The organism is Geodermatophilus sp. SYSU D01186, assembly GCF_054050215.1.
In genome coordinates, this window is the sequence record NZ_JBJGYW010000031.1 from 20,545 (window position 1) to 44,682 (window position 24,138).

Annotated in this window: 25 protein-coding genes; 18 read left to right on the forward strand and 7 right to left on the reverse strand. The window is 75.2% G+C overall.

The window, feature by feature from the left end:
• Window positions 1-28 precede the first annotated feature (28 nt).
• From ACI784_RS19950 to ACI784_RS19960, 3 genes are all read right to left on the reverse strand, one after another.
• Window positions 29-1,525: a class I adenylate-forming enzyme family protein gene (locus ACI784_RS19950; protein ID WP_456924481.1), complete on the reverse strand. Its 1,497-nt coding sequence runs from the start codon at window positions 1,523-1,525 to the stop codon at window positions 29-31.
• A gap of 78 nt (window positions 1,526-1,603) precedes the next feature.
• Window positions 1,604-1,987, reverse strand: a complete 384-nt coding sequence (locus ACI784_RS19955) for a PaaI family thioesterase (RefSeq protein WP_456924480.1) — start codon at window positions 1,985-1,987, stop codon at window positions 1,604-1,606.
• A 37-nt stretch (window positions 1,988-2,024) separates the two neighbouring features.
• Window positions 2,025-2,813 (reverse strand): IclR family transcriptional regulator, encoded by a 789-nt coding sequence (locus tag ACI784_RS19960; protein WP_456924479.1) that lies wholly within the window; start codon window positions 2,811-2,813, stop codon window positions 2,025-2,027.
• 79 nt (window positions 2,814-2,892) lie between these two features.
• On the opposite strand from ACI784_RS19960, the gene ACI784_RS19965 reads away from it, so the two are divergent.
• From ACI784_RS19965 to ACI784_RS20005, 9 genes are all read left to right on the forward strand, one after another.
• The gene (locus ACI784_RS19965) at window positions 2,893-3,987 is read left to right on the forward strand and encodes a cupin domain-containing protein (protein WP_457014629.1); all 1,095 of its coding nucleotides are present in this window, start codon (window positions 2,893-2,895) and stop codon (window positions 3,985-3,987) included.
• 32 nt (window positions 3,988-4,019) lie between these two features.
• Window positions 4,020-4,892: a fumarylacetoacetate hydrolase family protein gene (locus tag ACI784_RS19970; RefSeq protein WP_456924477.1), complete on the forward strand. Its 873-nt coding sequence runs from the start codon at window positions 4,020-4,022 to the stop codon at window positions 4,890-4,892.
• A gap of 26 nt (window positions 4,893-4,918) precedes the next feature.
• Window positions 4,919-5,608, forward strand: a complete 690-nt coding sequence (locus tag ACI784_RS19975) for a maleylpyruvate isomerase family mycothiol-dependent enzyme (RefSeq protein ID WP_456924476.1) — start codon at window positions 4,919-4,921, stop codon at window positions 5,606-5,608.
• A gap of 26 nt (window positions 5,609-5,634) precedes the next feature.
• Window positions 5,635-6,537 carry a LysR family transcriptional regulator gene (locus ACI784_RS19980; protein ID WP_456924475.1) on the forward strand — a complete coding sequence of 301 codons (903 nt, stop codon included), beginning with the start codon at window positions 5,635-5,637 and terminating at the stop codon, window positions 6,535-6,537.
• Between the two features lie 190 nt (window positions 6,538-6,727).
• Window positions 6,728-7,897, forward strand: coding sequence for an acyl-CoA dehydrogenase family protein (locus tag ACI784_RS19985; protein ID WP_456924474.1), 1,170 nt, complete (start codon window positions 6,728-6,730; stop codon window positions 7,895-7,897).
• A 118-nt stretch (window positions 7,898-8,015) separates the two neighbouring features.
• Window positions 8,016-9,020: an ABC transporter substrate-binding protein gene (locus ACI784_RS19990; protein ID WP_457014630.1), complete on the forward strand. Its 1,005-nt coding sequence runs from the start codon at window positions 8,016-8,018 to the stop codon at window positions 9,018-9,020.
• Window positions 9,021-9,099: 79 nt separating this feature from the next.
• The gene (locus tag ACI784_RS19995) at window positions 9,100-9,951 is read left to right on the forward strand and encodes an alpha/beta hydrolase (RefSeq protein ID WP_457014631.1); all 852 of its coding nucleotides are present in this window, start codon (window positions 9,100-9,102) and stop codon (window positions 9,949-9,951) included.
• Between the two features lie 121 nt (window positions 9,952-10,072).
• Window positions 10,073-10,495 (forward strand): YciI family protein, encoded by a 423-nt coding sequence (locus ACI784_RS20000; RefSeq protein WP_457014632.1) that lies wholly within the window; start codon window positions 10,073-10,075, stop codon window positions 10,493-10,495.
• A 28-nt stretch (window positions 10,496-10,523) separates the two neighbouring features.
• A complete protein-coding gene (locus ACI784_RS20005) occupies window positions 10,524-11,777 on the forward strand; it encodes an RNA polymerase sigma factor (RefSeq protein WP_457014633.1) in 1,254 nt (417 codons plus the stop codon).
• Window positions 11,778-11,784: 7 nt separating this feature from the next.
• Here ACI784_RS20005 and ACI784_RS20010 read toward each other — a convergent pair whose 3' ends face one another.
• Together ACI784_RS20010 and ACI784_RS20015 are read right to left on the reverse strand one after the other, a co-directional pair.
• Entirely contained in the window at window positions 11,785-12,153 is a 369-nt protein-coding gene (locus tag ACI784_RS20010; protein ID WP_456924469.1) for a hypothetical protein, read from the reverse strand.
• Window positions 12,154-12,284: 131 nt separating this feature from the next.
• Window positions 12,285-12,599 carry a hypothetical protein gene (locus tag ACI784_RS20015; RefSeq protein WP_457014634.1) on the reverse strand — a complete coding sequence of 105 codons (315 nt, stop codon included), beginning with the start codon at window positions 12,597-12,599 and terminating at the stop codon, window positions 12,285-12,287.
• Window positions 12,600-12,688: 89 nt separating this feature from the next.
• Here ACI784_RS20015 and ACI784_RS20020 point away from each other — a divergent pair, with 89 nt between their 5' ends.
• Both ACI784_RS20020 and ACI784_RS20025 read left to right on the forward strand, forming a co-directional pair.
• On the forward strand, window positions 12,689-13,645 hold the full coding sequence (locus tag ACI784_RS20020; RefSeq protein WP_457014635.1) for a bacteriorhodopsin: 957 nt from the start codon (window positions 12,689-12,691) through the stop codon (window positions 13,643-13,645).
• 6 nt (window positions 13,646-13,651) lie between these two features.
• On the forward strand, window positions 13,652-14,620 hold the full coding sequence (locus tag ACI784_RS20025; protein ID WP_457014636.1) for a beta-carotene 15,15'-dioxygenase, Brp/Blh family: 969 nt from the start codon (window positions 13,652-13,654) through the stop codon (window positions 14,618-14,620).
• On the opposite strand, the gene ACI784_RS20030 is transcribed toward ACI784_RS20025, so the two are convergent.
• Complete coding sequence (locus ACI784_RS20030; protein ID WP_457014637.1) at window positions 14,569-15,018, reverse strand: GNAT family N-acetyltransferase; 450 nt, start codon at window positions 15,016-15,018, stop codon at window positions 14,569-14,571. The two genes, ACI784_RS20025 and ACI784_RS20030, sit on opposite strands and share 52 nt — an antisense overlap.
• Window positions 15,019-15,104: 86 nt before the next feature.
• Between ACI784_RS20030 and ACI784_RS20035 the strand changes: the two genes are divergently transcribed.
• The 7 genes from ACI784_RS20035 (at window position 15,105) to ACI784_RS20065 (ending at window position 22,565) form a co-directional block, all read left to right on the forward strand.
• The gene (locus ACI784_RS20035) at window positions 15,105-16,118 is read left to right on the forward strand and encodes an iron ABC transporter substrate-binding protein (RefSeq protein WP_457014638.1); all 1,014 of its coding nucleotides are present in this window, start codon (window positions 15,105-15,107) and stop codon (window positions 16,116-16,118) included.
• A 74-nt stretch (window positions 16,119-16,192) separates the two neighbouring features.
• The gene (locus ACI784_RS20040; RefSeq protein ID WP_456924465.1) at window positions 16,193-17,710 is read left to right on the forward strand and encodes an ABC transporter permease; all 1,518 of its coding nucleotides are present in this window, start codon (window positions 16,193-16,195) and stop codon (window positions 17,708-17,710) included.
• Complete coding sequence (locus tag ACI784_RS20045; RefSeq protein ID WP_457014639.1) at window positions 17,707-18,759, forward strand: ABC transporter ATP-binding protein; 1,053 nt, start codon at window positions 17,707-17,709, stop codon at window positions 18,757-18,759. The genes ACI784_RS20040 and ACI784_RS20045 overlap by 4 nt, the downstream gene beginning before the upstream one ends.
• Before the next feature lie 2 nt (window positions 18,760-18,761).
• The gene (locus ACI784_RS20050; protein ID WP_457014640.1) at window positions 18,762-19,568 is read left to right on the forward strand and encodes an aldolase/citrate lyase family protein; all 807 of its coding nucleotides are present in this window, start codon (window positions 18,762-18,764) and stop codon (window positions 19,566-19,568) included.
• The gene (locus ACI784_RS20055; RefSeq protein ID WP_457014641.1) at window positions 19,565-20,419 is read left to right on the forward strand and encodes an NAD-dependent epimerase/dehydratase family protein; all 855 of its coding nucleotides are present in this window, start codon (window positions 19,565-19,567) and stop codon (window positions 20,417-20,419) included. The genes ACI784_RS20050 and ACI784_RS20055 overlap by 4 nt, the downstream gene beginning before the upstream one ends.
• Entirely contained in the window at window positions 20,416-21,102 is a 687-nt protein-coding gene (locus ACI784_RS20060) for a glycosyltransferase (protein ID WP_456924461.1), read from the forward strand. The genes ACI784_RS20055 and ACI784_RS20060 overlap by 4 nt, the downstream gene beginning before the upstream one ends.
• Window positions 21,103-21,353: 251 nt before the next feature.
• Complete coding sequence (locus ACI784_RS20065) at window positions 21,354-22,565, forward strand: DUF222 domain-containing protein (RefSeq protein WP_457014642.1); 1,212 nt, start codon at window positions 21,354-21,356, stop codon at window positions 22,563-22,565.
• 50 nt (window positions 22,566-22,615) lie between these two features.
• Here ACI784_RS20065 and ACI784_RS20070 read toward each other — a convergent pair whose 3' ends face one another.
• Window positions 22,616-24,055 carry a hypothetical protein gene (locus ACI784_RS20070; RefSeq protein ID WP_457014643.1) on the reverse strand — a complete coding sequence of 480 codons (1,440 nt, stop codon included), beginning with the start codon at window positions 24,053-24,055 and terminating at the stop codon, window positions 22,616-22,618.
• Window positions 24,056-24,138 lie beyond the last annotated feature (83 nt).

Here is a 24,138-nt window from a genome sequence, read left to right on the forward strand (position 1 = left end):
GGGTCCGGGCGCGGAACAGGCCCGGACGTCACACGGGCTGCCACTCGGACTCCTGGCGCAGTGGTGGCTTGAGCACCTTGCCCCCGGGGTTGCGGGGGAGGGGGTCGGCCCGGACGCACAGGAACTGCGGGATCTTGAAGTCGGCGAGCCGCGTCCGCGCGAATCCGAGGAGGTCCGCGGCTGACAGCTCCGCGCCCGGCCGGGGGACGACGACCGCACCGACCTTCTCGCCCATCATCGGGTCGGGCACGCCGACCACCGCCACCTCGCCCACGGCGGGGTGCGCGGCCAGGGCGTTCTCCACCTCGACGGAGTACACGTTCTCCCCGCCGCGGTTGATCACGTCCTTCTTGCGGTCGACGACGTAGGTGAGGCCGCGCTCGTCGATGCGCGCGAGGTCGCCGGTGTGCAGCCAGCCACCCACGAAGGTCTCGGCGGTCTGCTCTGGCTTGCCCCAGTAGCCGCGGACCACGTTGGGGCCGCGGACGAGCAGCTCGCCGACGCCGGTGCGCGGGTCGACGTCGGCCAGGTCGAGCTCCACCACCGGTGCGGGGAACCCGACCGAGTCGGCGTGCTCGGCGGCGTACTCGTGCGGGAGGAACGTCGTCACCGAGGAGGTCTCCGTGAGCCCGAAGCCGTTCCCCACGCGCGCGGTGGGAAAGGCCCGCTGGATGCGGTGCACGAGGTCCGGCGCGATGGGCGCACCGCCGTAGGTGACCGCGCGGACCGCCGAGGTGTCGACGTCGGCGAAGCCGGGCTGCTGCAGTGCCAGCCAGTAGATCGCCGGCACGGCGACCAGGTGCGTGACCCGCTCCTCCTCGATGGCCCGGAGGAACGCGGTCACCTCGAACGCGGGCATGACCACCGTGGTGCCGGCGACCGCTGCGGACACCAGCAGCTGGGAGTTGCAGCCGGTGACGTGGAACAGCGGCACCGAGACCAGCGTCGTCGACGGCTCGTCGCGGTCGATCCCCATGCACCGCAGCACGGTCTCCACGTTGGACAGGAAGTTTCCGTGGGTGGTCATCGCGCCCTTGGGGAAGCCCGTCGTCCCGCTCGTGTAGAAGATCGCGGCGAGGGTGTCGTGGTCGGCGGCGGGCACCGCGAGCGGGTCGCCGTCCGGCAGCGGGGTGCCCGGCTCGACCACGTACGCCGCGCCGGAGTCCTCGACGACGTAGCGCACCTCGGACTCGGCGAACCGCGTGTTCACCGGTACGGCGACGGCGCCGGCCAGAAGCGTCCCCCAGAACGCCAGCACCCAGTCCAGCCCGTTGGGCAGCCGGTTGGCCACCCGGTCGCCGGGCGCGACCCCCGCGGCCCGCAACCCGCCGGCCACGCGGCAGGCCGCGTCCCACAGTTGCCGGTGGGTGAGCCGGTCGCAGCCGAGCTCGCCCACCGCGACCGTGTCGGGGCGGCGCTCGGCCGCGCGGCGGAGCAGGCTCGGGACGTCGGGCGGCAGGTCCGTGTAGCGACGGACCCCGTCGGGACCGGTCTCGATGCCGCTGGTGTCGAAGGGGTGGCTCACCGCGACCTCCCACGGACATGGTCGGAGGCCGCAGTGTCCCGGCCCCTCCCGGCGGTGTCCACGCACCGCGGGGTGCAGTCAGCGCTGCAGCAGCGCGAAGGTCGCGACCGCGTGGGCCAGGGCCCGGCCCTCCTGCTCGACGTCGGCCTCGCAGACGGTCAGGTGCTCCCCGCGGGTGCGCACCCGCGCGGTGACGGTCAGGGGCCCCGGCCGCCCCGGCCGCAGGTAGGTCACGGTCAGCTGGCTGGTCGCCGGCACCTCGCCCTCGCCGGTGGTGGTGCGCACCGCCTGGCCCATCGCCGTGTCGACCAGCGTGGCCAGCACGCCGCCGTGGAGGGTGCCGGCCGGGTTGAGGTGCTCGTCGCGCGCCTGGAAACCGATGCGGGCGCTGCCGTCGTCGGCGGTGGTCACCTCCGCCCCGAGCCGCTCGGCGAAACCCCCGGGCCCCTTCTGCTCTGCCATGGCGCCTCGCTACCCGGGCGCCCGGCGTCCACTCGGGTCAGGACGGCGTGCGCAGCCGTTCCTGCACCAGCTCGGCACCGCGGACGACGGCCGGGGCCAGCGCGCGGATGGCCTCGACGTCCCGCATGCGGCTGCTCGGCGCCGCCACCCCGAGCCCGGCCAGCGGCTGGCCCACGGTGTCCCGGAGCGCCACGGCGACCGCGCACACCCCGTCGGCGCTCTCCTCCCAGTTGAGGGCGTACCCCTGCGCCCGGATGGTGGCGAGCTCCGCGCGCAGCTGCCCGAGGTCGGTGAGCGCGGCGGTCGTCGTGCCGCCCGGGAGGGTGCCGCCGGGGTAGCGGCGGTCCAGCTCGGCGTCGGACAGACCGGCGAGGACCGCCTTGCCCACCGCCGAGGCGTGCGCCGGCCGGACGACGCCGGTGCGGTTGCCGACGCGCACCGACCGCGGGCTCTCGGCGCAGTCGAGGAAGCGCACCGTCGTCCCCTCGAGCAGGGCGAGGCTGACCGTCTCCTGGGTCTCCTCGCGCAGCTGCTCGAGCACCGGGCGGGCCACCCGCCGGATGTCGATGCGGTTGACCGCGGCCAGGCCGATCTCGTAGAGCGCGGGGCCGGGTCGGTAGGCGCCGTTGGGCCGGTCCTGGGTGACGAACCCGCGCCGGCGCAGGGCGGTCAGCAGCCGGTGGGCCGTCGACCGGGCGACGCCGAGCAGGTCGGCCGCCTCGGCCACCCGCAGGGCCTGGCTCTCGCCCACGAGCTGCAGCAGCACGAGGGCGTTGTCGACCGACGTGGTGGTCGGGCCCTCCGGGACCGACTCGGAATTCGACATGCCGGAACTGTAGAGCGCTTCCTAGGTGGAGTGTGGAACTGCTGTCTAGCCTGACCCGCATGACCGAGGAGGTCCGTCGATGACTGCCACCCCCGACACGCGTACCGACCTCGAGCTGGAGGCGCTGTACCGCGACCTCGCCGCGGTCGACCTCCGCCCGCTGTGGACCATCACCGAGCAGCTGCTCACCCCGACGCCCCGGCCCCGGGCCGTCCCGTGGCTGTGGTCGGCGGCGACGATGAAGCCCCTGGCCCGCCGGGCCATCCAGCTGGTCCCGGTCGAGCGCGGCGGGGAGCGGCGGGTGCTCAGCCTCCAGAACCCCGGCCTGGGCGGCCGGCCGTACGCCGCCGGCACCCTCTGGGGCGCCATCCAGTGCCTCGGCCCGCGGGAGACCGCGCCGGCGCACCGGCACACGCCGGGCGCGGTGCGCTGGGTACTCGAGGGCGAGGGCGTCTGGACGACGGTCGACGGCGACGCGTGCGACATGCACCCCGGTGACCTGGTGCTCACGCCGTCCTGGAACTGGCACGACCACGTCAACGGTGGCGACTCGGAGATGTTCTGGTTCGACGGGCTCGACCTGCCGATGGTCGAGGCGCTCGACGCCGTCTTCTTCGAGCCGTACCCGGGCCCGGGGGAGAGCCAGCCCCAGCCGGCCGAGCACAACCTCTCCGAGCGGGCGCACCCGCCGGGTACCCGGTACGTGCAGGGCGCGGTCGACGGGCCGCTGACCCCCGCGCCGTCGCCCCTGCTGATCTACCGCTGGGCCGACACCGCCGCCGAGCTCGACCGGCTGGCCGCGGAGTCCGACGAGCCGGTGCTGGCGCTGGAGTACGTCAACCCGACCACCGGTGCCAGCGTGCTGCCGACCCTGGGCTGCTCGGTGCTGCGCGTGCGCGCCGGTGGGCACAGCGCCCCGGTGCGCCGCAGCGGCAACGCCGTCTTCGTGGCGTTCCAGGGCTCGGGTTCGACGGTCATCGACGGACAGCGCTTCGACTGGGGTCCCGGCGACATGTTCGTCGCGCCGTCCTGGTCGGCCGTCGAGCACGCCGCCGGCGAGGAGAGCGTGCTCTTCCAGCTCACCGACGCCCCCGTGCTGCGCGCGCTGGGCATCTACCGCGAGCAGGTCCTGCCCGGGCCGCAGACGGTGACCGGCACCTTCACCCCACGCTGAGAACCACCCGTTCCCGCAGACACTGGAGACCCGTGAAGCTCGCACTCTTCGACGACCACCGGCTCGGGGTCGTCTCCGCCGACGACGCGACCGTGGTCGACGTGACCGCCGCGCTGCCCTGGCCGCACGACCCCGACCCGCTCACCGCCGGGTGGTGGCGGGCGCTGTGCCGCGACTCCGCCTCGGTCCTGCCCCGGCTCCGCGAGGCCGCCGAGACCGGACCGCGGCGTCCGGTGGCGGAGGTCGCGCTGCGGGCGCCGGTCCTCGGGCCGTCCAAGGTGCTCGCCGCGGCCAGCAACTACGGCGAGCACGTGGCCGAGATGCACGGCGTCCAGGAGCGGACGCTGGGCCGGGTCGAGTCCTGGATGATGGAGTTCGACGTCTTCCTCAAGGCGCCGTCCTCGATCGTCGGCCCGGGTGCCGACATCGTGCTGCCGCGGGACGTCGTTGCCGCCGGCCACGAGGTGCACCACGAGTCGGAGCTGGTCGTCGTCATCGGCGCCGGCGGCAAGGACATCCCGGTCGAGTCGGCCATGGACGCCGTCCTCGGCTTCACCGCCGGCCTGGACATCACGGTGCGCAGCGCCGCGGACCGCTCCCGCCGCAAGAGCTACGACACCTTCAGCCCGCTGGGGCCGTGGCTGGTCACCACCGACGAGGTCGGCGACGGCTCGGACCTGGACATCCTGCTCACCTGCGAGGGGCAGGTGCGCCAGGCGGTCAACACCCGGGACCTGCTCACGCCGGTGCCGCAGATCGTCGCCTACGCCTCCTCGGTCATGACCCTGCTGCCCGGCGACGTGCTGTTCACCGGCGCCCCGCCCGGTGTGGGCCCCATCACCCCGGGTGAGAAGCTGGAGATGACCATCAGCCGGATCGGGTCGATGGCGGTCACCGTCCGCTGACCCGGCCCCTCGCCGAGGAGGCGCGCATGACCAAGCCGGAGACGCTCGACTGGTGGGCCGACGGGGAACGGCTGTTCGGCACCGCCCTCGGCCGGCTCACCGACGAGGAGTTCGAGGGACCGTCGCTGCTCCCCGGCTGGAACCGCCAGTACCTCCTCGCGCACGTGGCCCGCAACGCCGACGCGCTGTGCAACCTGCTCCACTGGGCGCGGACCGGCGTCGAGACGCCGATGTACGCCTCGGCCGAGGCCCGGGAGGCGGGCATCGCCGAGGCGGCGGCCCTGTCGCCGGCGGCGCTGCGGGGCGAGGTGCTGGCCGCCACCGCGCGGCTGGCCGAGGCGGTGCACGGCCTCCCGGAGGAGGCCTGGTCGGCTCCGGTCCGCACGGCGCAGGGGCGCGAGGTCGCGGCGTCGGAGGTGCCGTGGATGCGCTGCCGCGAGGTGTACGTGCACGCCGTCGACCTCGACGCGGGCGTGGGCTTCGGCGACATCGACGACGAGGTGCAGGCGGCGATGGTCGACGACGTGTTCCGGATGTGGGACCGCCGCGACCAGGTGCCCGACGTCGTGGTGTTCGCCGGTGACCGCGAGTGGGGGACCGGTGCGGTGGCCGTCTCCGGTCCGCTGCCCTCGGTGACGGCGTGGCTCACCGGGCGCTCGCGCGGTGACGGGCTGAGCGCGGACGGCGGCATCCCCGAGGTGCCCGCGTGGCTGTGACCGCGCCCGCCGCGGCGCGGTAGCCCGTGGAGCTGCGCCACCTGCGCTACTTCGTCTCCGTCGCCGAGGAGCTGCACTTCCGGCGGGCCGCGCAGAAGCTGCACATCGCCCAGCCGGCCCTCAGCAAGCAGATCAGCGCGCTCGAGCACGAGCTCGGCGTGCGGCTGCTCGACCGCGACCGCCGGGGAGTGCTGCTCACCGAGGCCGGCCGGGTCTTCCTCGCCGAGGCCGTCGAGGTGCTCGCCCGCGCGGACGGCGCCGTCGACCGGGCCCGCGCGGTCGTCCGCGGCGAGGTCGGCCGGCTGACCATCGGCTTCATCCAGCCCGCCCTGGCCGACCTGCTGCCCCGGTCGCTGCGCGCGTTCCGCCGGCACCACCCCGGCGTCGTCCTCAGCCTCAGCGAGGAGACCAGCCGGTCGGCCGTCGAGAAGATCACCGACGGCAGCATGCACCTGGCGTTCACCCGGCTGCCCGTCACGCCGCGGCCGGAGCTGCGCACCGAGCCGATCAGCCAGGAGCCGGTGCTGCTGGTCGTGCCGCGCGGGCACCGGCTGGCCGAGCGGCCGTCGGTCCGCCTGGAGGAGATCGCCGGCGAGGAGGTCATCCTCATCGAGCGCTCGGTGGAGCCGGGGCTGCACGACTACTACGTCACCGCCTGCAACAAGGCCGGCTTCAGCCCGCGGGTCGCGCACGAGGTGAGCAGCACCTCGATCGCCCTCGGCCTGGTGGCCGGTGGTCTCGGCGTCGCCTTCGCCCCGGCGTCGGCGCGGCTGGCCGCCTCGGCGGCGGTCGCCCACGTGCCGCTGGAGGACGGCGACCTCGCGCTGACCATGGGCGCCCTGTGGCGCGCCGGGCCGCGCCCGGCCGTGCTCGACAACTTCCTGGCCCTGCGCCCCTGGGAGGACGGGGAGCTCCCGCGGGCGACCTGACACCTCGCGGTCATCAGCCGCGTGGAGGACGGCCTCTCGAGCCGTCGCACCGGAGGCGTAAGCCCGGCTCGCACGCCTCATTCCCAGCAGGAATCAGTGCGGCCCCACTCCCTATCACCGGGACGTCGTGCTGCGCGTCACACGTGCCTACATTCCTCTGCGGACGGGACCGGCGACGCGAGGAGCGGGCATGACGGTGCAGGAGCAGGCGGTGGCCACCGGGCGGACGCCGGCCGAGGTCCTCCGCGCGGCCGAGGGGCTGGTCGACCTCGTCGACGCGCACGGCGAGGAGAACGACCGCACCGGCCGCATCGCCGAGCCGGTGGTCGAGGCGCTGTACGACATCGGCGCGATCGGCGTCTTCACCCCGCGCGCGCTCGGCGGCGCGGAGATGACCCCGCGGCAGGCGATGGACCTGTTCCGCACGCTGTCCTACGCCGACCCCTCCACCGGCTGGGTCACGATGGCCCTGGGGCTGGCCACCGGCCTGGCCGGGGCGTTCTTCCAGCCCGACGCCGCCCGCGAGCTGTTCGCCACCCCGCGGCTGGGCATCGCCGGCCAGGGGACCAAGCCCGGCCGCGCCGTCCCCGTCCCGGGCGGGCACCGGATCAGCGGCGAGTGGTCCTTCGCCTCCGGGATCAAGCACGGCACCCACCTGCACACCGCGGCCATGGACACCGAGACCGGCCAGACGCGGTTCTTCATCGTGCCGGTCGAGCAGGTGACCTTCATCGAGAACTGGGACGTGCTCGGCCTGCGCGGCACCGGCAGCATCGACTACACGCTCGAGGACTGCTTCGTCCCGATCGAGTACAGCTACCCGTCGCTGTCCACCGAGCCGGTCACCGGGGGCGACCTCTACCGCATCGGCATCGGCAACTTCGCGAGCATCAACCACGGCGGCTGGGTGCTCGGCGTCGGCCGCCGGGTGCTCGACGAGCTGGCCGCCGTCGTCCGCGCCAAGGCCGGCCGCCCCGGCGCGCAGACCGACACCGCCGCCTTCGCCGAGCACTACGCCAAGGCCGAGGTCGAGCTGCGCGCCGCCAAGGCCCTCCTCTACGAGGTGTGGGAGGAGATCGAGGCGACGCTGGCCCGGGGGGAGGAGATCCCGCTCCGGCTGCACACCCTCAACCGGGTGGCGCTGCACAACGCCACGTTCTCCGTCGCCGGGATCGCCCAGTTCGCCTACACCTCCGCCGGCACCGACGCGCTGCGCCGGGGCACCATGCAGCGGCTGTTCCGCGACGTGCACGGCGGCACGCAGCACGTGTCGTCCTCGCCGCTGATCATGCAGTCCGCCGGCCGCGAGCTGGCCGGCCTCGAGGACGGCAAGCGCTGGGTGCACTTCTCGCTCAAGTGACGCCATGTTCGATCTGGCGGAACTTCCGCCACCCTGATTGCCGTGCGTGGAACGGTGACGTACGTTACAGCGCGCCGTCCGCCAGGACGGCGACCCGAACGACCTCCAAGGAGACCGGATGAAGTCCTCGAGAGCCGCCTGGGCGCTGGTGACCGCCAGCGTCCTCATGGCGAGTGCCGCGTGCGGCGGGTCCGACGACGGGGGCTCGAGCGACGCGTCCGGTGCCACCACCGGCGGCGGGGACGGCGGCCTGACGACGCTGACCATGGCCGAGACCCCCGGTGGCCCGTACTCCTTCGTGGCCTACGGCGTCCAGCGCGGGCACTTCGAGGACGAGGGCATCGACCTGCAGGCGCGGGTCAACCCCGGTGGCGGCACCGCCACCGTCCCGGCGCTCGTGCAGGGCGACATGGACGTCCTCGGCCTGGACCTGGTCTCGGCCATCACCAGCATCAACGCGGACCTGCCGATCAAGATGGTCGCCGCCGGCAGCGCCACCTCCGAGGAGGCCGACGGGGACTTCGCCGCGGTCCTGGTCAAGCCCGACAGCCCGATCCAGGGCCCGGAGGACCTCGACGGCGTCCGGATGGGCGTCAACGCGCTGCGCAACGTCAACGACCTGGCGATCGGCCGGATCCGCGACGAGCAGGGCTTCGCCGAGAACGCGATCAGCCCGGTCGAGCTGCCGTTCCCGGAGATCCTCGCCGCCATCACCCGCGGTGACGTGGACGCCGGCATCGTCATCGAGCCGTTCGCGACCATCGGGCAGAACCAGGGCCTGCGGGTCGTGCACCGCCCGTGGGTCGGGATCGAGCCCGGCCTGCAGATCGGCACCATGGTGATGACCGACGAGACCATCGCGCGGGTGGGTGACGACGTGGTGGAGGCCTTCGGGCGCGCCGTGCAGGCGACCGCCGACGACATCCGCGAGGACCCGGAGTCCTTCCGCAAGGCGATGCCGGAGCTGATCGACATCGACCCGGCCCTCGCCGAGAACATCAACCTCATCCAGTGGCGGGGCAAGAACGACCCGGAGTCGATCCAGACCTTCGGTGAGCTGATGGTCAAGTACGGGCTCATCGACGAGGAGATCGACTACGACGCGGCGATCATCGACGACTGATCCCACCATCGACTGACCGGAGGCCCCCGGTGCGGCAACGGCGCCGCACCGGGGGCCTTTCTCTCTCGCGAGGAGCTCCGTGAACCTGCCCACCGGTGGTCCGCAGTTGGTGGACGTGCCCGCCGAGGACGGCGTGCTGCTCGAGGGCCTGCTGTACCCGCCGCCCGCGCAGCCCGTCGCGGCGCTGCTGCACGTGCACGGCAAGGGGGGCAACTGCTACTCCGGCCCGCCGCGGATCCTGCCGCCGCTGGTGGCGCCGGACCGGTTCGTGCACCTCGCGCTCAACCTGCGCTGCCACGACCTCGGCTACAGCCGCCTCCGCAACGCCCCGGGCATCGCCACGGGCGCCGAGGCGACCTACGGCGGCATGTGGGAACGCCTCGACGACGGCCCGCTGGACCTCCGCGCCGGCGTGACCTGGCTGCGGGAGCGGACGGGCCTGCCGGTGTTCGTCGTCGGGCACTCCGCCGGCGGCTACTTCCTCGGGGACATGGCCCCCGGCCCGGAGGTGGCCGGGCGGGTGTTCCTCTCCCCGCTGACCTCCGTGCGGTTCCCGCTGACGGCGTGGTTCGCCGACGACGCGGCCCTGGAGGCGGCCCGGGCGCACGCGCAGGACCTCGTCGACCGCGACCGGGGCCACCTGCTGATCCCCGTGCCCGCCTGGTACTTCGCCATCTCGGCCACCTCCTTCCTGGAACGTCTCGCCGAGCGCCCGGACCGCTGGCTGGACGGGTGCAACGCCTCGTCGTCCCCGCTGCTGCTGGCCTGGGGCGGCGCGGAGACCCGGGCCGGCGCGTGGCGCGACCTCTACGAGCAGATGCGCGTCCCCGACCGCGCCTGCCTCGAGCTGCCCGGGGCGGGGCACGAGTACGGCGGCGCCGAGGCCGCCCTCGCCGCGGAGGTCACCCGCTTCGTCGACGCCCACGTCTGAGATCGCCGGAGATTTCTCGGGCGTCGTGTCGATCCGCGCCCCGGCCGTTCGACGTGTCGGTGAGGGTGGGGTGCACGCCGGTCAGCAGGGCCGGCGCCCCACCGGCGAGGAGGAGACCCCCATGCGCTACATGGTGATCGTCAAGGCGTCCGAGGACAGCGAGCGGGGCGCCATGCCCACCGAGCAGGAGCTCGCCGAGATGGGTGCCTACAACGAGGAGCTGGCCAAGGCCGGCGTCATGCTCGCCGGCGAGGGCCTGCACCCCAGCTCCCGCGGCTTCCGGGTCCGCTACGCGCAGGACGGGAGGACCACCGTGGTCGACGGCCCGTTCGCCGAGACCAAGGAACTGGTGGCCGGCTACTGGATCCTGCAGGTCAGCTCCCGCGAGGAGGTGCTGGAGTGGGTCAAGCGGATCCCCTTCCGCGACGGCGAGGTGGAGGTCCGGCAGGTGTTCGAGGCCGACGAGTTCGGCGAGGCCTACACCCCGGAGCTCCGTGAGCAGGAGGACCGGATCCGGGCCGCCGTGGAGCAGCAGCGGGCCTGAGCGCCCGAGCGTCTGGGCGGGGGCGGCGGTGAGCAGCGGGACGACGACCTCCCGTGTGGTCGAGGCCGTGTGGCGGATCGAGTCCGCCAAGCTCGTCGCCGCCCTCACCCGCGTCACCGGGGACGTCGGGCTGGCGGAGGACCTGGCCCAGGAGGCCCTGGTCGCCGCGCTCGAACGGTGGCCGCGGACCGGCGTTCCCGACAACCCGGCCGCCTGGCTGATGGCCACGGCCAAGCACCGCGCGGTCGACGTCTTCCGGCGCGCGGAGCGGCTGGAGCGCAAGACCGCCGAGCTCGGCCGCGAGCTGGCCGAGGCCGACGAGCCGGACCGGGCCGCGGCGCTGGACGAGGTGGTCGAGGACGACGTCCTGCGGCTGGTCTTCATCGCCTGCCACCCGGTGCTCTCCCGCGAGGCCCGGGTCGCGCTGACCCTGCGGCTGATCGGCGGCCTCACGACCGACGAGATCGCCCGGGCCTTCCTCGTGCCCGAGGCCACCGTCGCGCAGCGGATCGTGCGGGCCAAGCGCACCCTCGCCGCCGCCCGGGTGCCCTTCGAGATGCCCGCCGGCCCCGACTTCGCCGCCCGGCTCTCCTCCGTGCTCGAGGTCGTCTACCTGGTGTTCAACGAGGGCTACGCGGCGACGGCGGGGGAGTCGTGGACCCGGCCCGAGCTCTGCCAGGAGGCGCTGCGGCTCGGGCGCGTCCTCGCCGCGCTGACCCCGGCGGAGGGCGAGGTGCACGGGCTGGTCGCGCTCATGGAGCTGCAGGCCTCGCGGGTGCGCGCCCGCACCGGCCCGGACGGCGAGCCGGTGCTGCTGCCCGACCAGGACCGCGGCCGCTGGGACCACGTGCTCATCGGCCGCGGCCTGGCCGCGCTGCGACGCGCCGAGGGCACCGGGACGGGCCTGGGGCCCTACGGGCTGCAGGCGGCGATCGCGGCCTGCCACGCGCGCGCCCGCACCGCCGAGGAGACCGACTGGGTGCGCATCGCCGCGCTCTACGAGGCGCTGGCCGAGCTGCTGCCCTCCCCGGTGGTCGAGCTCAACCGCGCCGTCGCGGTGTCGCGCGCCTACGGCCCTGCGGCCGGGCTCGAGCTCGTCGACGAGCTCACCGGTGCGCCGGCGCTGCGCGGCTACCACCTGCTGCCCGCCGCCCGTGGGGACCTGCTCCTGCAGCTCGGCCGCGGGCGGGAGGCGCGGCGGGAGTTCGAGCGGGCCGCGTCGCTGACCCGCAACGAGCGGGAACGCGCGCTGCTGCTGCACCGGGCCGCCGGGTGCGGGTGAGCTGCGGTCAGGAGCGCGTGAGTCGCTCGGCGTGCGCCGTCTCCTCCGCCCGCACCGGCGAGGCCGACGCGCCTACCAGCCGCCACGAGGTGCGGACGCCGTCGGGTCCCACGCACTCCCCGCGGGCCAGCGCCTCCTCGACCAGGCCGCGCACCCGCGCCTCGTCCGCCGGGTCGGCCGCGAACAGCACCCGCACCTGCAGGTGGTCACCGTCGCGAGCCGCCGCGGTGTGGTGCGGCGCGAGCGGGCAGGGCGGGTCGTGGGTCCAGCTGCCGCAGAGGGCGATCGTGACCGCGCCGCCGGGAGCCCGCTCGTCGCCGCCGGCCGGCAGGTCCAGGACGGCGTCGTGGGCGAAGGCGCGGCGCTCGGCGGGCACGGGCGGAGCGTGCGCCGCGGACGGCGGGGTGTCCACCGTAGCTCCGCCCGCACGTCATACAGAACGAGGTCGTTTCGTAGACTGGCGGTCGGGTGGCGACCCGGGCTGACGGGGGGCCCGGGTCCCCACCGTCAGTCGGGGAGGCCGCCGAGCCGGGTCAGCAGGGCCCGCGCGAACGCCTCGGCAGCGGGGTCCACCGGTCCGGCGGCAGCGGCCCGCAGCCACGCGGCGAGCGGGGCCGCGAGCGCCGGCGACAGCGCCGTGATCCAGGGGGCTGTCCCGGCCCGTGCCTCCGCCACGTGCTCGGTGCCGCCGCCGGGCAGGTGGGCGACCACCTCTGGCCGGCTGGCCAGCAGCCCGCCGGCCCGCCAGTCGCCGGGGGTCGTGCGGGCGGCCAGCTCCTCCAGGCGGGTCGCCGCGGTGCGCAGCAGTTCGTCGGGGTCCACAGGGGGATGCTGCCCGACGCGGGCGGGGTTGGGCCGAGGGTGCCGACGGGTAGTCCGCGGTCCCGTCCGTCCGTGTCCCGGAGTCGCCCGTGGGCTCGTCCGACTCGTCCGTGCCCGAGCTGCAGACCATGCCGCTGGGCCTCTACGACGTGGTGCAGCTGGCGATCCTGGGCGCCGGGTTCGCGCTGTTCGCCTACCTCCTCTACTCCTGGGCCAGCCGGGACGAGGTCTCGGCCCGCTACCGGCCCTCGGCGTACGCCGCCATCTGCCTGGCTGCCGTGGCGACGGTGGCCTACCTCCTGCTGTACCTCGACTGGGATGGCGGGTTCCGGCTCGAGGGCGGTGTGTACGTGCCCACGGAGGAGGCGCGGACCACGGAGAGCACCCGCTACATCGACTGGTCGGTCACGGTGCCGCTGCTGACCGTCGAGCTGCTCGCCGTCTGCTCGATCGCCGGCGCGGCTGCCCGCCGGCTGCGGTTCACCACGATGGCGGCGGCGTTCCTGATGATCGTCACCGGCTACGTGGGCGCGCAGGTCGTCGACCAGGGCCGCGACACCCTCGCCCTCGTCGTCTGGGGCCTGGTCAGCACGGCCTTCTTCGCCTACCTGTACGTGGCGCTCATCGGCGCGGTGCGCCGGTCGCTGCCCACGATGGGGACCGAGCCCGCGGCGAGCCTGCGCAACGCGACGATCGTGCTGTTGAGCAGTTTCGGCATCTACCCGCTGGTCTACGCCGTCCCCGTGTTCGTGGACGTCACCCCGGCCTGGTTCACCGCCATGCAGATCGGCTACTCGGCGGCCGACGTGGTGGCCAAGATCGGCTTCGGCGTGCTCGTGCACAAGGTGGCCAAGCTGCGCACCGCCGAGGACGTGGCCGCGGGCGTCGACACCCATCCCGAGCCGGTGTGGTCGAGCAACGTGCACAAGAGCGACGGCGTGCTGGCCGAGTTGGGGCGGGTGTCGCCGGCGGCGGCCGACCGGCTGCGCGGAGACGGTCCTCACGACCCGGGCCGGGACGACGGGGCGCGGCCAGGGGAGGCCTGACCGGCGGTGGCAGGCCGGACGGCGGCGGGTCCGGTCGCACCCCTGGCGGCGGCCACCGCCGTGTCGCTCGCCGTCGCGATCCTCGGGCTGGCCGTCGGGCTGGTGGTCCCAGGCGGGTGGGGTCACGGCGCGCAGGCGGTCCTCGTCGCCGGGCTGCTCCTGGGGCTGCCGCACGGCGCGGTCGACCACGTCCTCCTCGCCGCGCGGCTGGGGCGGTCGGTCGGTCGGCAGGTGGCCGTCACCGGCGGGTACGCCGCGCTCGCCGCCTCGGCCTGGTTGCTCTTCCGCGCCTTCCCCGGTCCGGGCCTCGCCGTCTTCGTCGCCGTGTCGGTCTGGCACTTCGGCAGCGGGGAGACCGCCGTGGCCGACCTGCGTGCCGGGCGGCCGGTGCGGCGCCGGGTGCCTGCGGCGGTGGTCCTGGGATCGGTGGTCCTGCTCGTCCCGCTGGCCCGCCCGTCCCCGCTGACGGCGGAGGTGGTCGCGGCCGTGCTCCCCGGCGCCGCCGCGGACCGGACTCTGCTCCCGCCGGTGGTCGTCCCCGCGGTCGTCGTGGCCGCCGTGGGGCTCGCGGCCCTGTTCCTGGTCCGCAGACGACGGCTGGAGGCGCTGGAGGTGGCGGTGGTACTGGCGGTGGCCCTCGTACTGCCGCCGGCGGCTGCGCTCGGGCTCTGGTTCGGCACCTGGCACTCGGTGCGGCACGTGGCGCGGGTGGTCGCTGAGGACCTGACCGGCGGTCCAGCCGTCGCCTTGTGCCGCTTCCTGCGGGCAGCGGCCTTGCCCACCGGGGCCGCCCTGGGCGCACTGCTCGTGGTGTGGATGACCACGGACGGCGGCCACGGCCTCGTCGCCGCCCTGCTGCCGGTGCTGGCCGCGCTGACCCTGCCGCACACGCTGGTCGTGGCCTGGCTGGACCGGGTGCAGGATCAGGCGGGCTCGCGGCGCATCGGCACGTGCGGGATCCCGTCCTCGACGTAGCCGGGACCGCTGCGCCGGAAGCCGAACCGCTCGTACCAGCCCTCCAGGTGGGCCTGCGCGCCGAGCGTGATCGGGTACCCCTCGCACAGGTCGATGCCAGCGCGGATGAGGCCGGCGGCCAGCCCGCGCCCGCGGTGCGTCGCCGCGGTCGCGACCCGCCCGATCGCGCGGGTGCCGCCGTCGTCCAGCACCCGGATGGTGGCCGCGACCGCGCCGTCGTCCTCGAACCACAGGTGCACCGTCGCGGGCTCGGCGTCCCGGCCGTCCAGCTCCGGGTAGGGGCACTGCTGCTCCACCACGAACACGTCGACCCGCAGCCGGCACAGGGCGTAGACCTCGAACGGGGTGAGCTCGGCGAAGCGGGCGGTGCGCATGGGCAGGGTCGGAGCGGGGGGCACGACGTCAGTTGTAGCCCACGCCGCGGCGGCCGTCCGTGGTACACCTTCTGGTCAGGTATGGCTTGCCTATCTTCGGAGGCGTGTGCGTGAACAGGCTCGGGCGGACGACTGCTGCGGCACTGACCCTCGCGGGGGTGCTCAGCGGCTGCGGTTCGGAAGCCGCGGGCGACGCGGAGACGCTGACCGTCTACAGCGCCCAGCACGAGAGCCTGGTCCGCACCATGCTCGAGGACTTCACCGCCGAGACCGGCATCGAGCTGGAGTTCCGCGACGCGAACGACGCCGAGCTCGCCAACCAGATCGTCCAGGAGGGAGAGGCGTCGCCGGCCGACGTCTTCCTCACCGAGAACAGCCCGTCGATCGACATCCTGGACGACGAGGGGCTGCTCGCGCCGCTGGACCAGGCGACCCTCGACCAGGTCGGGCAGCCGTACCGGCCGGCGTCGGGCACCTGGACCGGCTTCGCCGCCCGCTCCACCGTGCTGGTCTACAACCCGGCGCAGCTGCCCGAGGCCGAGCTGCCCGCCTCGATCCTCGACCTCGCGGACCCGCGGTGGGAGGGCCGCGTCGGCATCGCCGCCGGCGGGCCGGACTTCCAGGCGATCGTCAGCGCCGTCCTCGCGCTGCGCGGTGAGGACGCCACCCGCGCCTGGCTCGCGGGCCTCGAGCGCAACGCCTCCGTGTACCAGAGCAACACCGCGGTCATGGTCGCCGCCGACGAGGGCGAGATCGACGCCGGCGTCATGTACCACTACTACTGGTACCGCGACCAGGCCGAGAACGCGCTCAAGGGCGACGACGCGCGGCTGCACTTCTTCCGCAACCAGGACCCGGGCGCCTTCGTCAGCGTCTCCGGGGCCGGCGTGCTGGCCTCCTCCGACCAGCCGGAGCAGGCGCAGCAGCTGGTCGCCTACCTCACCAGCCCGGAGGCCCAGCAGAAGCTGGCCGAGAGCTCCGCGCTGGAGTACGCCGTCGGGAACGGCGTCGCCTCCGCCGACGTGCTGCCGCCGCTCGCGGACCTGCAGGCGCCGGACGTCGACCCGGGGTCGCTGGACCAGCAGCGGGTCACCGAGCTCATGCAGGAGGTGGGGCTGCTCTGAGCGCTCCCGCACCGCCCGCTCCCGCGACGCCGACCCGGCCGGCCGTCCCGGGGCGAGGCCGCCCGCGCTCCGCGGTGCGCCGCACCCCGGTCACGCTGGTGCTCGCCGCGGCCGTCGCCGCGCTGACCCTGCTGCCGCTGGCCTACATCGTCGTCTCGACCGTCGAGGTGGGCTGGAGCGGCATCCAGGAGCTGGTGTTCCGGCCGCGGGTGGGGGAGCTGCTGTGGAACACCGCCCGGCTGGCCGGCGGGACGGTGCTGCTGTGCGCCGTCCTGGGGGTGGGCGCGGCGTGGCTGGTCGAGCGGAGCGCCCTGCCCGGACGGCGGGCCTGGCACGTGCTGCTGGTCGCGCCGCTGGCGGTGCCGGCGTTCGTCAACAGCTACGCGTGGATCTCGCTGCTCCCGGGGCTGGACACCTACGCCGGTGCGCTGCTGGTCGTGACGCTGTCGTACTTCCCGTTCGTCTACCTGCCGGTGGTCGCCGCCTTCCGTGGGCTGGACCCGGCCCTCGAGGAGACCGCCCGCGGCCTGGGCCTGTCCGGCTGGGCGGTGTTCCGGCGGGTGCAGCTGCCCCAGCTGCGGGTGGCGCTGCTCGGCGGCAGCCTGCTGGTCGCGCTCCACGTGCTGGCGGAGTTCGGCGCCCTGCAGATGCTGCGCTACGCGACCTTCACCACCGCGATCTACGACCAGTACCGGGCGACCTTCAACGGGCCGGGCGCCACCACGCTGGCCGGCGTCCTCGTGCTGCTGTGCCTCGCGCTGCTGCTGGCCGAGGTGCGGCTGCGCGGCCGGCACGGCTACGCCCGCACCGGCGCGGGCGTGGCCCGGCCCGGCCGGCCGGTGCGGCTGGGCGCGCTCACCGTCCCCGCGCTGCTGGGCCTGACCGCCCTGGTCGGGCTCTCGCTGGCGGTGCCGCTGGGCAGCCTGGCCACGTGGCTGGTCCGCGGCTCGTCCACCGACCCGGAGGTGGGCGCCCTGGTCGCCACCACGGGGACGACGCTCGGGCTGGCCGCCGCGGCCGCCGCCGTCACCACCGCGATGGCGCTGCCCACCGGCTGGCTGGCGGTGCGCGCCCGCGGCCGGGTGGCGACGCTGCTGGAGCGCAGCACCTACCTGGGCAGCTCGGTGCCGGCGATCGTCATCGCGCTCGCGCTGGTCACCATCGCCATCGACGTGACGCCGTGGATCTACCAGACGGTGCCGGTGCTGCTGGCCGCCTACGCGATCCTGTTCCTGCCGCGGGCGATCGTCACCGTGCGCTCCGCGGTGGAGCAGTCGCCCCGGCTCTACGACGACGTGGCGGCGTCCCTCGGCTCCTCGGCTCCGGACCGGCTGCGCCGGGTGACGCTCCCGCTGCTCGCGCCGGGCATCGGCGCCGGCGCCGCGCTGGTGTTCCTCGCGGTGGTCACCGAGCTGACCGCCACTCTGCTGCTCGCCCCCACCGGGACGACGACGCTGGCGACGGCGTTCTGGTCGGCCAGCAGCGCCCTGGAGTACGGGGCGGCCGCGCCCTACGCCGTCGTCATGGTGCTGCTGTCGGCGCCGGCCACCGTCCTGCTGTCCCGAGACGTCCGTAGAGGTCTGACCACATGAGTTCGCTGACCGTCACCGGTGTGACGAGGTCCTACGGGTCGACCCCGGTGCTCACCGGCGTCGACCTGCACGTGCGCGAGGGCGGCCTCACCGCGCTGCTGGGCCCCTCGGGGTGCGGCAAGACGACGCTGCTGCGGCTCATCGCCGGCTTCGACGACCCCGACACCGGCACGATCGAGCTCGGCGGGCGACTGGTCGCCGGGCCCGGCCGCAGCGTCGCCGCGCGCCGCCGGCGGATCGGGTTCGTGCCGCAGGAGGGCGGGCTGTTCCCGCACCTGAGCGTCGCGGGCAACGTCGCCTTCGGCCTGCCGCGTCGGCAGCGCCGCGACCCCGGCCGGGTGGCGGAGCTGCTCGCCCTCGTCGGCCTCGACGCAGGCCTGGCGCTGCGCTCGCCGCACCAGCTCTCCGGCGGCCAGCAGCAGCGCGTGGCGCTGGCCCGCGCACTGGCGCCCCGGCCCTCCCTGGTGCTGCTCGACGAGCCGTTCTCCTCCCTCGACGCGTCGCTGCGGGAGGAGACGCGGCAGGCGGTGGCCGAGGCGCTGACCGCCTCGGGGGCGACCGCGGTGCTGGTCACCCACGACCAGGCCGAGGCGCTGTCGATGGCCGACGAGGTGGCCGTCCTCCGCGGCGGCCGGCTGGTGCAGCTGGCCGATCCGCGCACCCTCTACCGCAGCCCCCTCGACCTCGACGTCGCGACCTTCGTGGGCGAGTCCGTCGTCCTGGACGCCGAGGTCCGCGGCGGGCAGGCGCACTCGGTGCTCGGCGTCCTGCCCCTGGACCGGTCGTGCCCGGACGGGCCCGCGCGGGTGCTGCTGCGGCCCGAGCAGCTGCGGCTGGGCGTCCCCGGTGCGGGCGGCCCGACGGCGCGGGTGGCCGGGGTGGACTTCTTCGGCCATGACGCCCGGGTCCGGCTGGAGCTGCACGCCGGTCCCGCGTTCAGCGCCCGGCTGGAGGGCCGGGACCTGCCGTCGGCGGGGGACGACGTGTCGGTGCGCGTCGTCGGCGCCGGGCTGCCGTTCCCCGTGGGCGGGGTCGTGCAGACGGCTTAGGCATGCCTAAGCTCACCCGCGTGGACCTCTTCCTCTTCTCCGTGGACCCGACGTGGAGCGCCGACGTGGTCGCCGCCGGCGCGGCCGGCATCGTCGTCGACTGGGAGCGCCGCGGGAAGTACCGCCGGCAGGCCGGCGAGGGCACCCAGATCAACGCCGACACCCCCGCGGACCTCAGCCGCATGCGGGCCGCCACCGACGGGCGGCTGCTGTGCCGGCTCAACGGGTACGGCCCCTGGACGGCGGCCGAGGTCGACGACGCGGTGGCCCGCGGCGCGGACGAGCTCATGCTGCCGATGGTCCGCACGACCGAGGAGGTCGACCGCACCCTGGACCTCGTCGCCGGACGCTGCGGCCTGGGCATCCTGATCGAGACGCAGGACGCCGTCGCCCGTGCCGACGAGCTGGCCCGGCGGCCGCTGTCGCGGGTCTACGTGGGCCTCAACGACCTGCGCATCGACCGCGGCGCGACGCAGCTGTTCACCCCGCTGGTCGACGGCACCGTGGACGCCGTCCGCGCCACGGTCACCGACCGGCCCTTCGGCGTCGCTGGGCTGACCCTGCCCGGGGGCGGGTTCCCCGTGCCGGGGATGCTGCTGGCCGCCGAGCTGCTCCGCATGGACACCGGGTTCACCTTCCTGCGCCGCTCCTTCATCGCCGACATGGCCGGCCGCGACCCGTTCGTCGAGGTGCCGCGGCTGCACGCCGCGCTGGACGACCTGCGCGCCGCCACCCCCGAGGAGGCCGCCGGACGGCGGGCCGCCTTCGTGGCCGCGGTGACCGGCGTCCCGGAGGCGCAGCCGGCGTGAGGGCGCTGGTCACCGGCGCCGGGGGCTTCGTCGGCCGCCACCTGGTCGTCCGGCTGCGGTCCGAGGGCTGGGACGTCGTCCCGCTGACCCGGGCCCGGGCCGACCTCGCCGACCCGCTGGCCGCGGCAGCGGCGGTGCGGGACGCCGACCCCGACGTCGTCTTCTCCCTCGCCGCCGGCCGGGCGAAGGCGACGGCCGCCGAGCGGGCGGCCACGGTTGCGGTCAACACCAGCCCGTGGCTGGTCGACTCCCTGCCGGACCGCTGCCGCGCCGTGGTGCGGCTGGGCTCATCCACCGAGTACGGCGCCGGCGCGGCGCCGCTGACCGAGGACGCCCCGCTGCGGCCCCGCGGCTTCTTCGGCGCCACCAAGGCCGCCGGCTCGCTGCTGCTGCAGGCCGCCGGCGCCGAGCGCGGGGTGCGGACGGCGGTGCTGCGGGCGTTCCAGGTGTACGGCCCCGGGGACCACCCGACGCGGCTGGTCCCCGTGGTGCTGGCGGCGGCCCGCAGCGGCGCCGTCGTCCCGCTGCCGGCACGGGTCAGCCGGCGGGACTGGGTGTGGGTCGGCGACGTCGTCGACGCCTGCCTGCGCGCCGCGCTCGCCGACGACCTGCCGCCGGGGCAGGTGCTCAACATCGGCACCGGCGTGCAGACCGCCACCGAGGAGCTCGTCGCGGTCGCCGCGCGGGTCACCGGCCGGCCGATCGCCACAGCGCCGGGTGCGCACCCGGGGCGGGACTGGGACACCGACTGCTGGGTCAGCGACCCGTCGCTCGCCGCGGCGCTGCTGGGCTGGACGCCGACCGTGGACCTGGCCGAGGGCCTGGCGCTGACGTGGGCTGCCGGGGGATGAGCGGGCCGCGCGTCGCCGTCGTCGTCCCCGTGTACCGCAACGAGGCGACGCTGGCCCCGCTCGCGCAGCGGGTGGCCGCCGCGCTGGCCGGCCGGGACTGGCGGCTGCGGCTGGTCATCGACGCCTCGCCCGACGACAGCGTGCGGGTCGCCTCGGCGCTCAGCGCCGCCGACCCCCGCGTCGCGGTCTCCGGGCTCACCGTCAACGGCGGCCAGCACGCCGCGCTGGCCCACGGCCTCGCGGCCGAGCCCGACGCCGACGTCTGGGTGTGCCTCGACGCCGACCTGCAGGACCCTCCGGAGGCGGTGCCGGTACTGCTGGACCGGCTCGCCCTCGGCGACGTCGACGCCGTCTTCGCCGGACGCCGCGGCGCCTACGAGTCGGCGGCCCGCCGGCTGAGCGGGACGGTGCACCGCCGGCTGGCCGCCCGGCTCACCGGGCTGCCGCCGGACGCCGGCGCCTTCCTCGCCATGGGTCCGGAGGTGCGGGAGGCGGTCGTGGCGGCCGTGCTCGGCGGCGGTGCGCCGAGCGTCGTGCTGGCCGTCGGCGCCACCCGCCGGCCGGTCACGAGCGTGCCCGTGGCGCGGGACCGGCGGCCGGAGGGCCGCTCCGCCTGGAGCAGCCGGGACCGCCTCGCACAGTCGGCCCGCTCCCTGGTGTGGGCCCTGCGGCAACGCCGCTGACCTGCTCGAGAGGCTTCGCTCGGCGGCTGCGGTGGCCGGGCGGCACAGCCGCGCGCCGCGACGGTGGTGACGCGACCCCAGTGCCGCGCCCGCGAGGGCCTCCTGGCGCGGCGACGTGGAGGGCATCTCCGTAGCCTCCGCAAGACGCCTTCGTGATCTGTGGACATGGCTCTGAGCTGGGGATTCGGGTGGTCTGCGCCTTCTCGCCGGGATAGACTTCGAACACGTGATCGAAGGCGGCGGGAGGTGTCGTGGACGGCTTGTCGTCGGTGCTGGACGCCCTCGCCGGCGACGACCTCCACGCACTGTCTGACGGGGAGCTGCTGGACCGCACCGCCGCGCTCGTTGCGTCCCGCAACCGCCTGGACGCCGAGCTGGCCCGCACCGTGCGCACCGCCGACGCCCGCCAGGCCGCCGAGCACGACGGGCTCAAGAGCATGCAGTCGTGGTTGCGCGGGCACGCCCGGTTGTCCGGCACGGCCGCGGCGCGGGTGGTGCGCGGCGGGCGGGCGCTGGCGCAGCTGCCGGCGCTCGCGGAGGCCTGCGCCGCCGGAGATGTCACGGCCGAGCAGGTCGCCGTGATCGCACCTGTCGTGAGCGCGGAGCGACGGGCCGCCGCCGAGAAACAGGGCGTGGACCTCGCCGAGGTCGATATCGCCCTGACCTCCGTGGCCAAGGATCTGCCGTACCAGAAGCTGACCCTGGCCGTGGCGCACTACCTGGCCCGGCTGGAGCCCGACGGGGCCGAGCCCGATCCCACCGAGACCCGGGCGGTGTGGCTCGCCCGGCACGCCGACGGCGGCCTCACCGCCCGGGTCGAGCTGGACGCCGTCGGCGGGGAGAGGTTCTGCACCGCCCTGGAGGCCCTGGTGCAGGCCGGCCGCGGCGCCGGGGACACCCGCACCCGCGCCCAGCAGCTGGGCGATGCGCTGGTGCAGCTGTGCGACCTGCAGTTGGCCGCCGGTGGGCTGCCGGTGCTGCGCACGGTCAAGCCGCAGGTGATGGTGCGCATCGACCTGGCCGACCTGATCGACCCGAAGGCCGCCCCCGGCGCCGGGGAGACCGGCTTCGGGGCCGCGATCTCCGCCGCCCGCGCCCGGTGGCTGGCCTGCGACGCGGCCGTCTCCCGGATCGTGATGACCCCCGACGGCACCCCGCTGGACCTCGGCCGCGACAAACGCGTCGTGCCCCCGCACCTGCGCAAGGCGGTGGAGGCCCGCGACCGGGGATGTGTGTTCACCGGCTGCCAGGCGCCCACCTTCTGGTGCGACGTGCACCACCTGCGGGAGTGGATCAACGGCGGCGAGACGTCACTACAGAACTCCGCGTTGCTGTGCGAGCGGCACCACACCAAGGTCCACCACGGCTTCCGCGTTCAGCGACAACCCGACGGCCGCTGGCGCACCTGGCGACCCGACGGCACCGAGATCGTGATCGGCCCACCACTGCTCACCGCCGCATGACACCGCCGACGCGGACAGCGCGAACCGGTGTGCCCCACCGCGCGTCCGGCTCAGCGCTCCCAGAGCTGCACGACGAGGTCGGTCTTGCCGGCGGGGAAGGACCGTTCGTCGGTCATCCGGAGCCCGGCGGACGCGAGGATCTCGTCGTCGTCGGTGGGCACCGGGGCGCCGTCGATGATCCGGCGCACCAACCACACCCGGTCGGCCGAGTCCGGTGCGTCGTCCGGGGGCAGGACCACGTCGGCCCGCAGTTGCGGCGCGGTCGTCCGGACGTAGTGGTCCAGCCCGGTCGCCGACCGCTGGTCGGCCGCCACGACCGGCTCGCCGGGACGGTGCTGCGCAGCGAGGTAGGCCACCACCTCGTCGGCGCGCTCACGCGGCTCTCGAACGGCCAGCGGCGAGCTGGCCAGCAGGGCGCAGGCCACCAGGAGAGCGGCCACCGGTGCCCGCGCGGTCCGCGGTACCGCCATCGCGCCGGCGGCGGCGAGCACGCCGAGCCCGAGCAGCCCGGCGAGCAGGTAGCGGGGCAGGTACACCGGCCGCACCAGCTCGGCGCCGAGCAGCAGCAGGAGCGGGACCAGCACCCAGCAGGTCCCGACGACGCGCAGACCGGGCGCTCGCACCGCCCCGAGCACGGCCAGCCCCACAGCGAGGTACAGCAGGGGAGTCCGGCCCCCGGCCCACGCCTCGACGGCGAGGTCGGCCAGCGTGCCGCCGGTGTCCCGCAGGTGCTCGGCGTTGCGGGCCCCGGTGCCGTTGAGCAGGTTGACCGCCACCAGCCCGGCGGCCGGGACGACGGCGGCCGCCCCGATGAGCACGACCGGCAGTGCCCGCCGGCCACGCAGCAGCAGTGCGGCCACGACGAACGCAGCCAGCACCGTGACCGCGTACCAGTGCATCAGCCCCATGCCGGCGCCGGCCAGGCCGAACAGCAGCAGCCCGCGCGGCGCCCCCTGCAGCCACCGCACCAACCCCAGCGCCGCGCCGCCGGTGGCCAGCACGACCAGTCCGTAGCTGCGGGCCTCCACCGCCTGCTCCAGCACCAGCGGGCTGGCCGCCAGCACCACGCCGGCCAGCACGCCCACCGACCGGGACGCCAGCCGGGTGACCGCCCGGGTCACCAGCGCCAGCCCGCCCGCGGTGGCCAGCAGCGACAGCACGCGCAGCGAGGTGTCCCCGCCGAGGCCGGGCAGCGAGGCCCACGCGTGCACGACCAGGTAGTAGGGGGCGTTGTACGACGGTGGCACGTCGACCAGGTAGCTCGTCGTCCCCCTGCCGCCGACGACCGCGGCGACGATCTCCCGGAACGGCAGCCGTCCGACCTCCGCCGTGAACAGCTCGTCGAACCACAGGCCGTGCCCCGGCAGCAGGAGCACCGTGCCGAGGACGGCGACCACCAGGGGCGGCAGCAGTTCGACCGGCGTCCACCGCGTGCGGGTCCGGCGAGCCTCCCGTGGCGGTGCGGCATCCACGACCACCGGCGAGCTCACGAGGCGCAGGTTAGGCGACCGGCCGCCGGAGGTCCTCGACCGTCCACCGCGGCACGCGGCGTCGGGCCCGGCTGAGGAGGGTG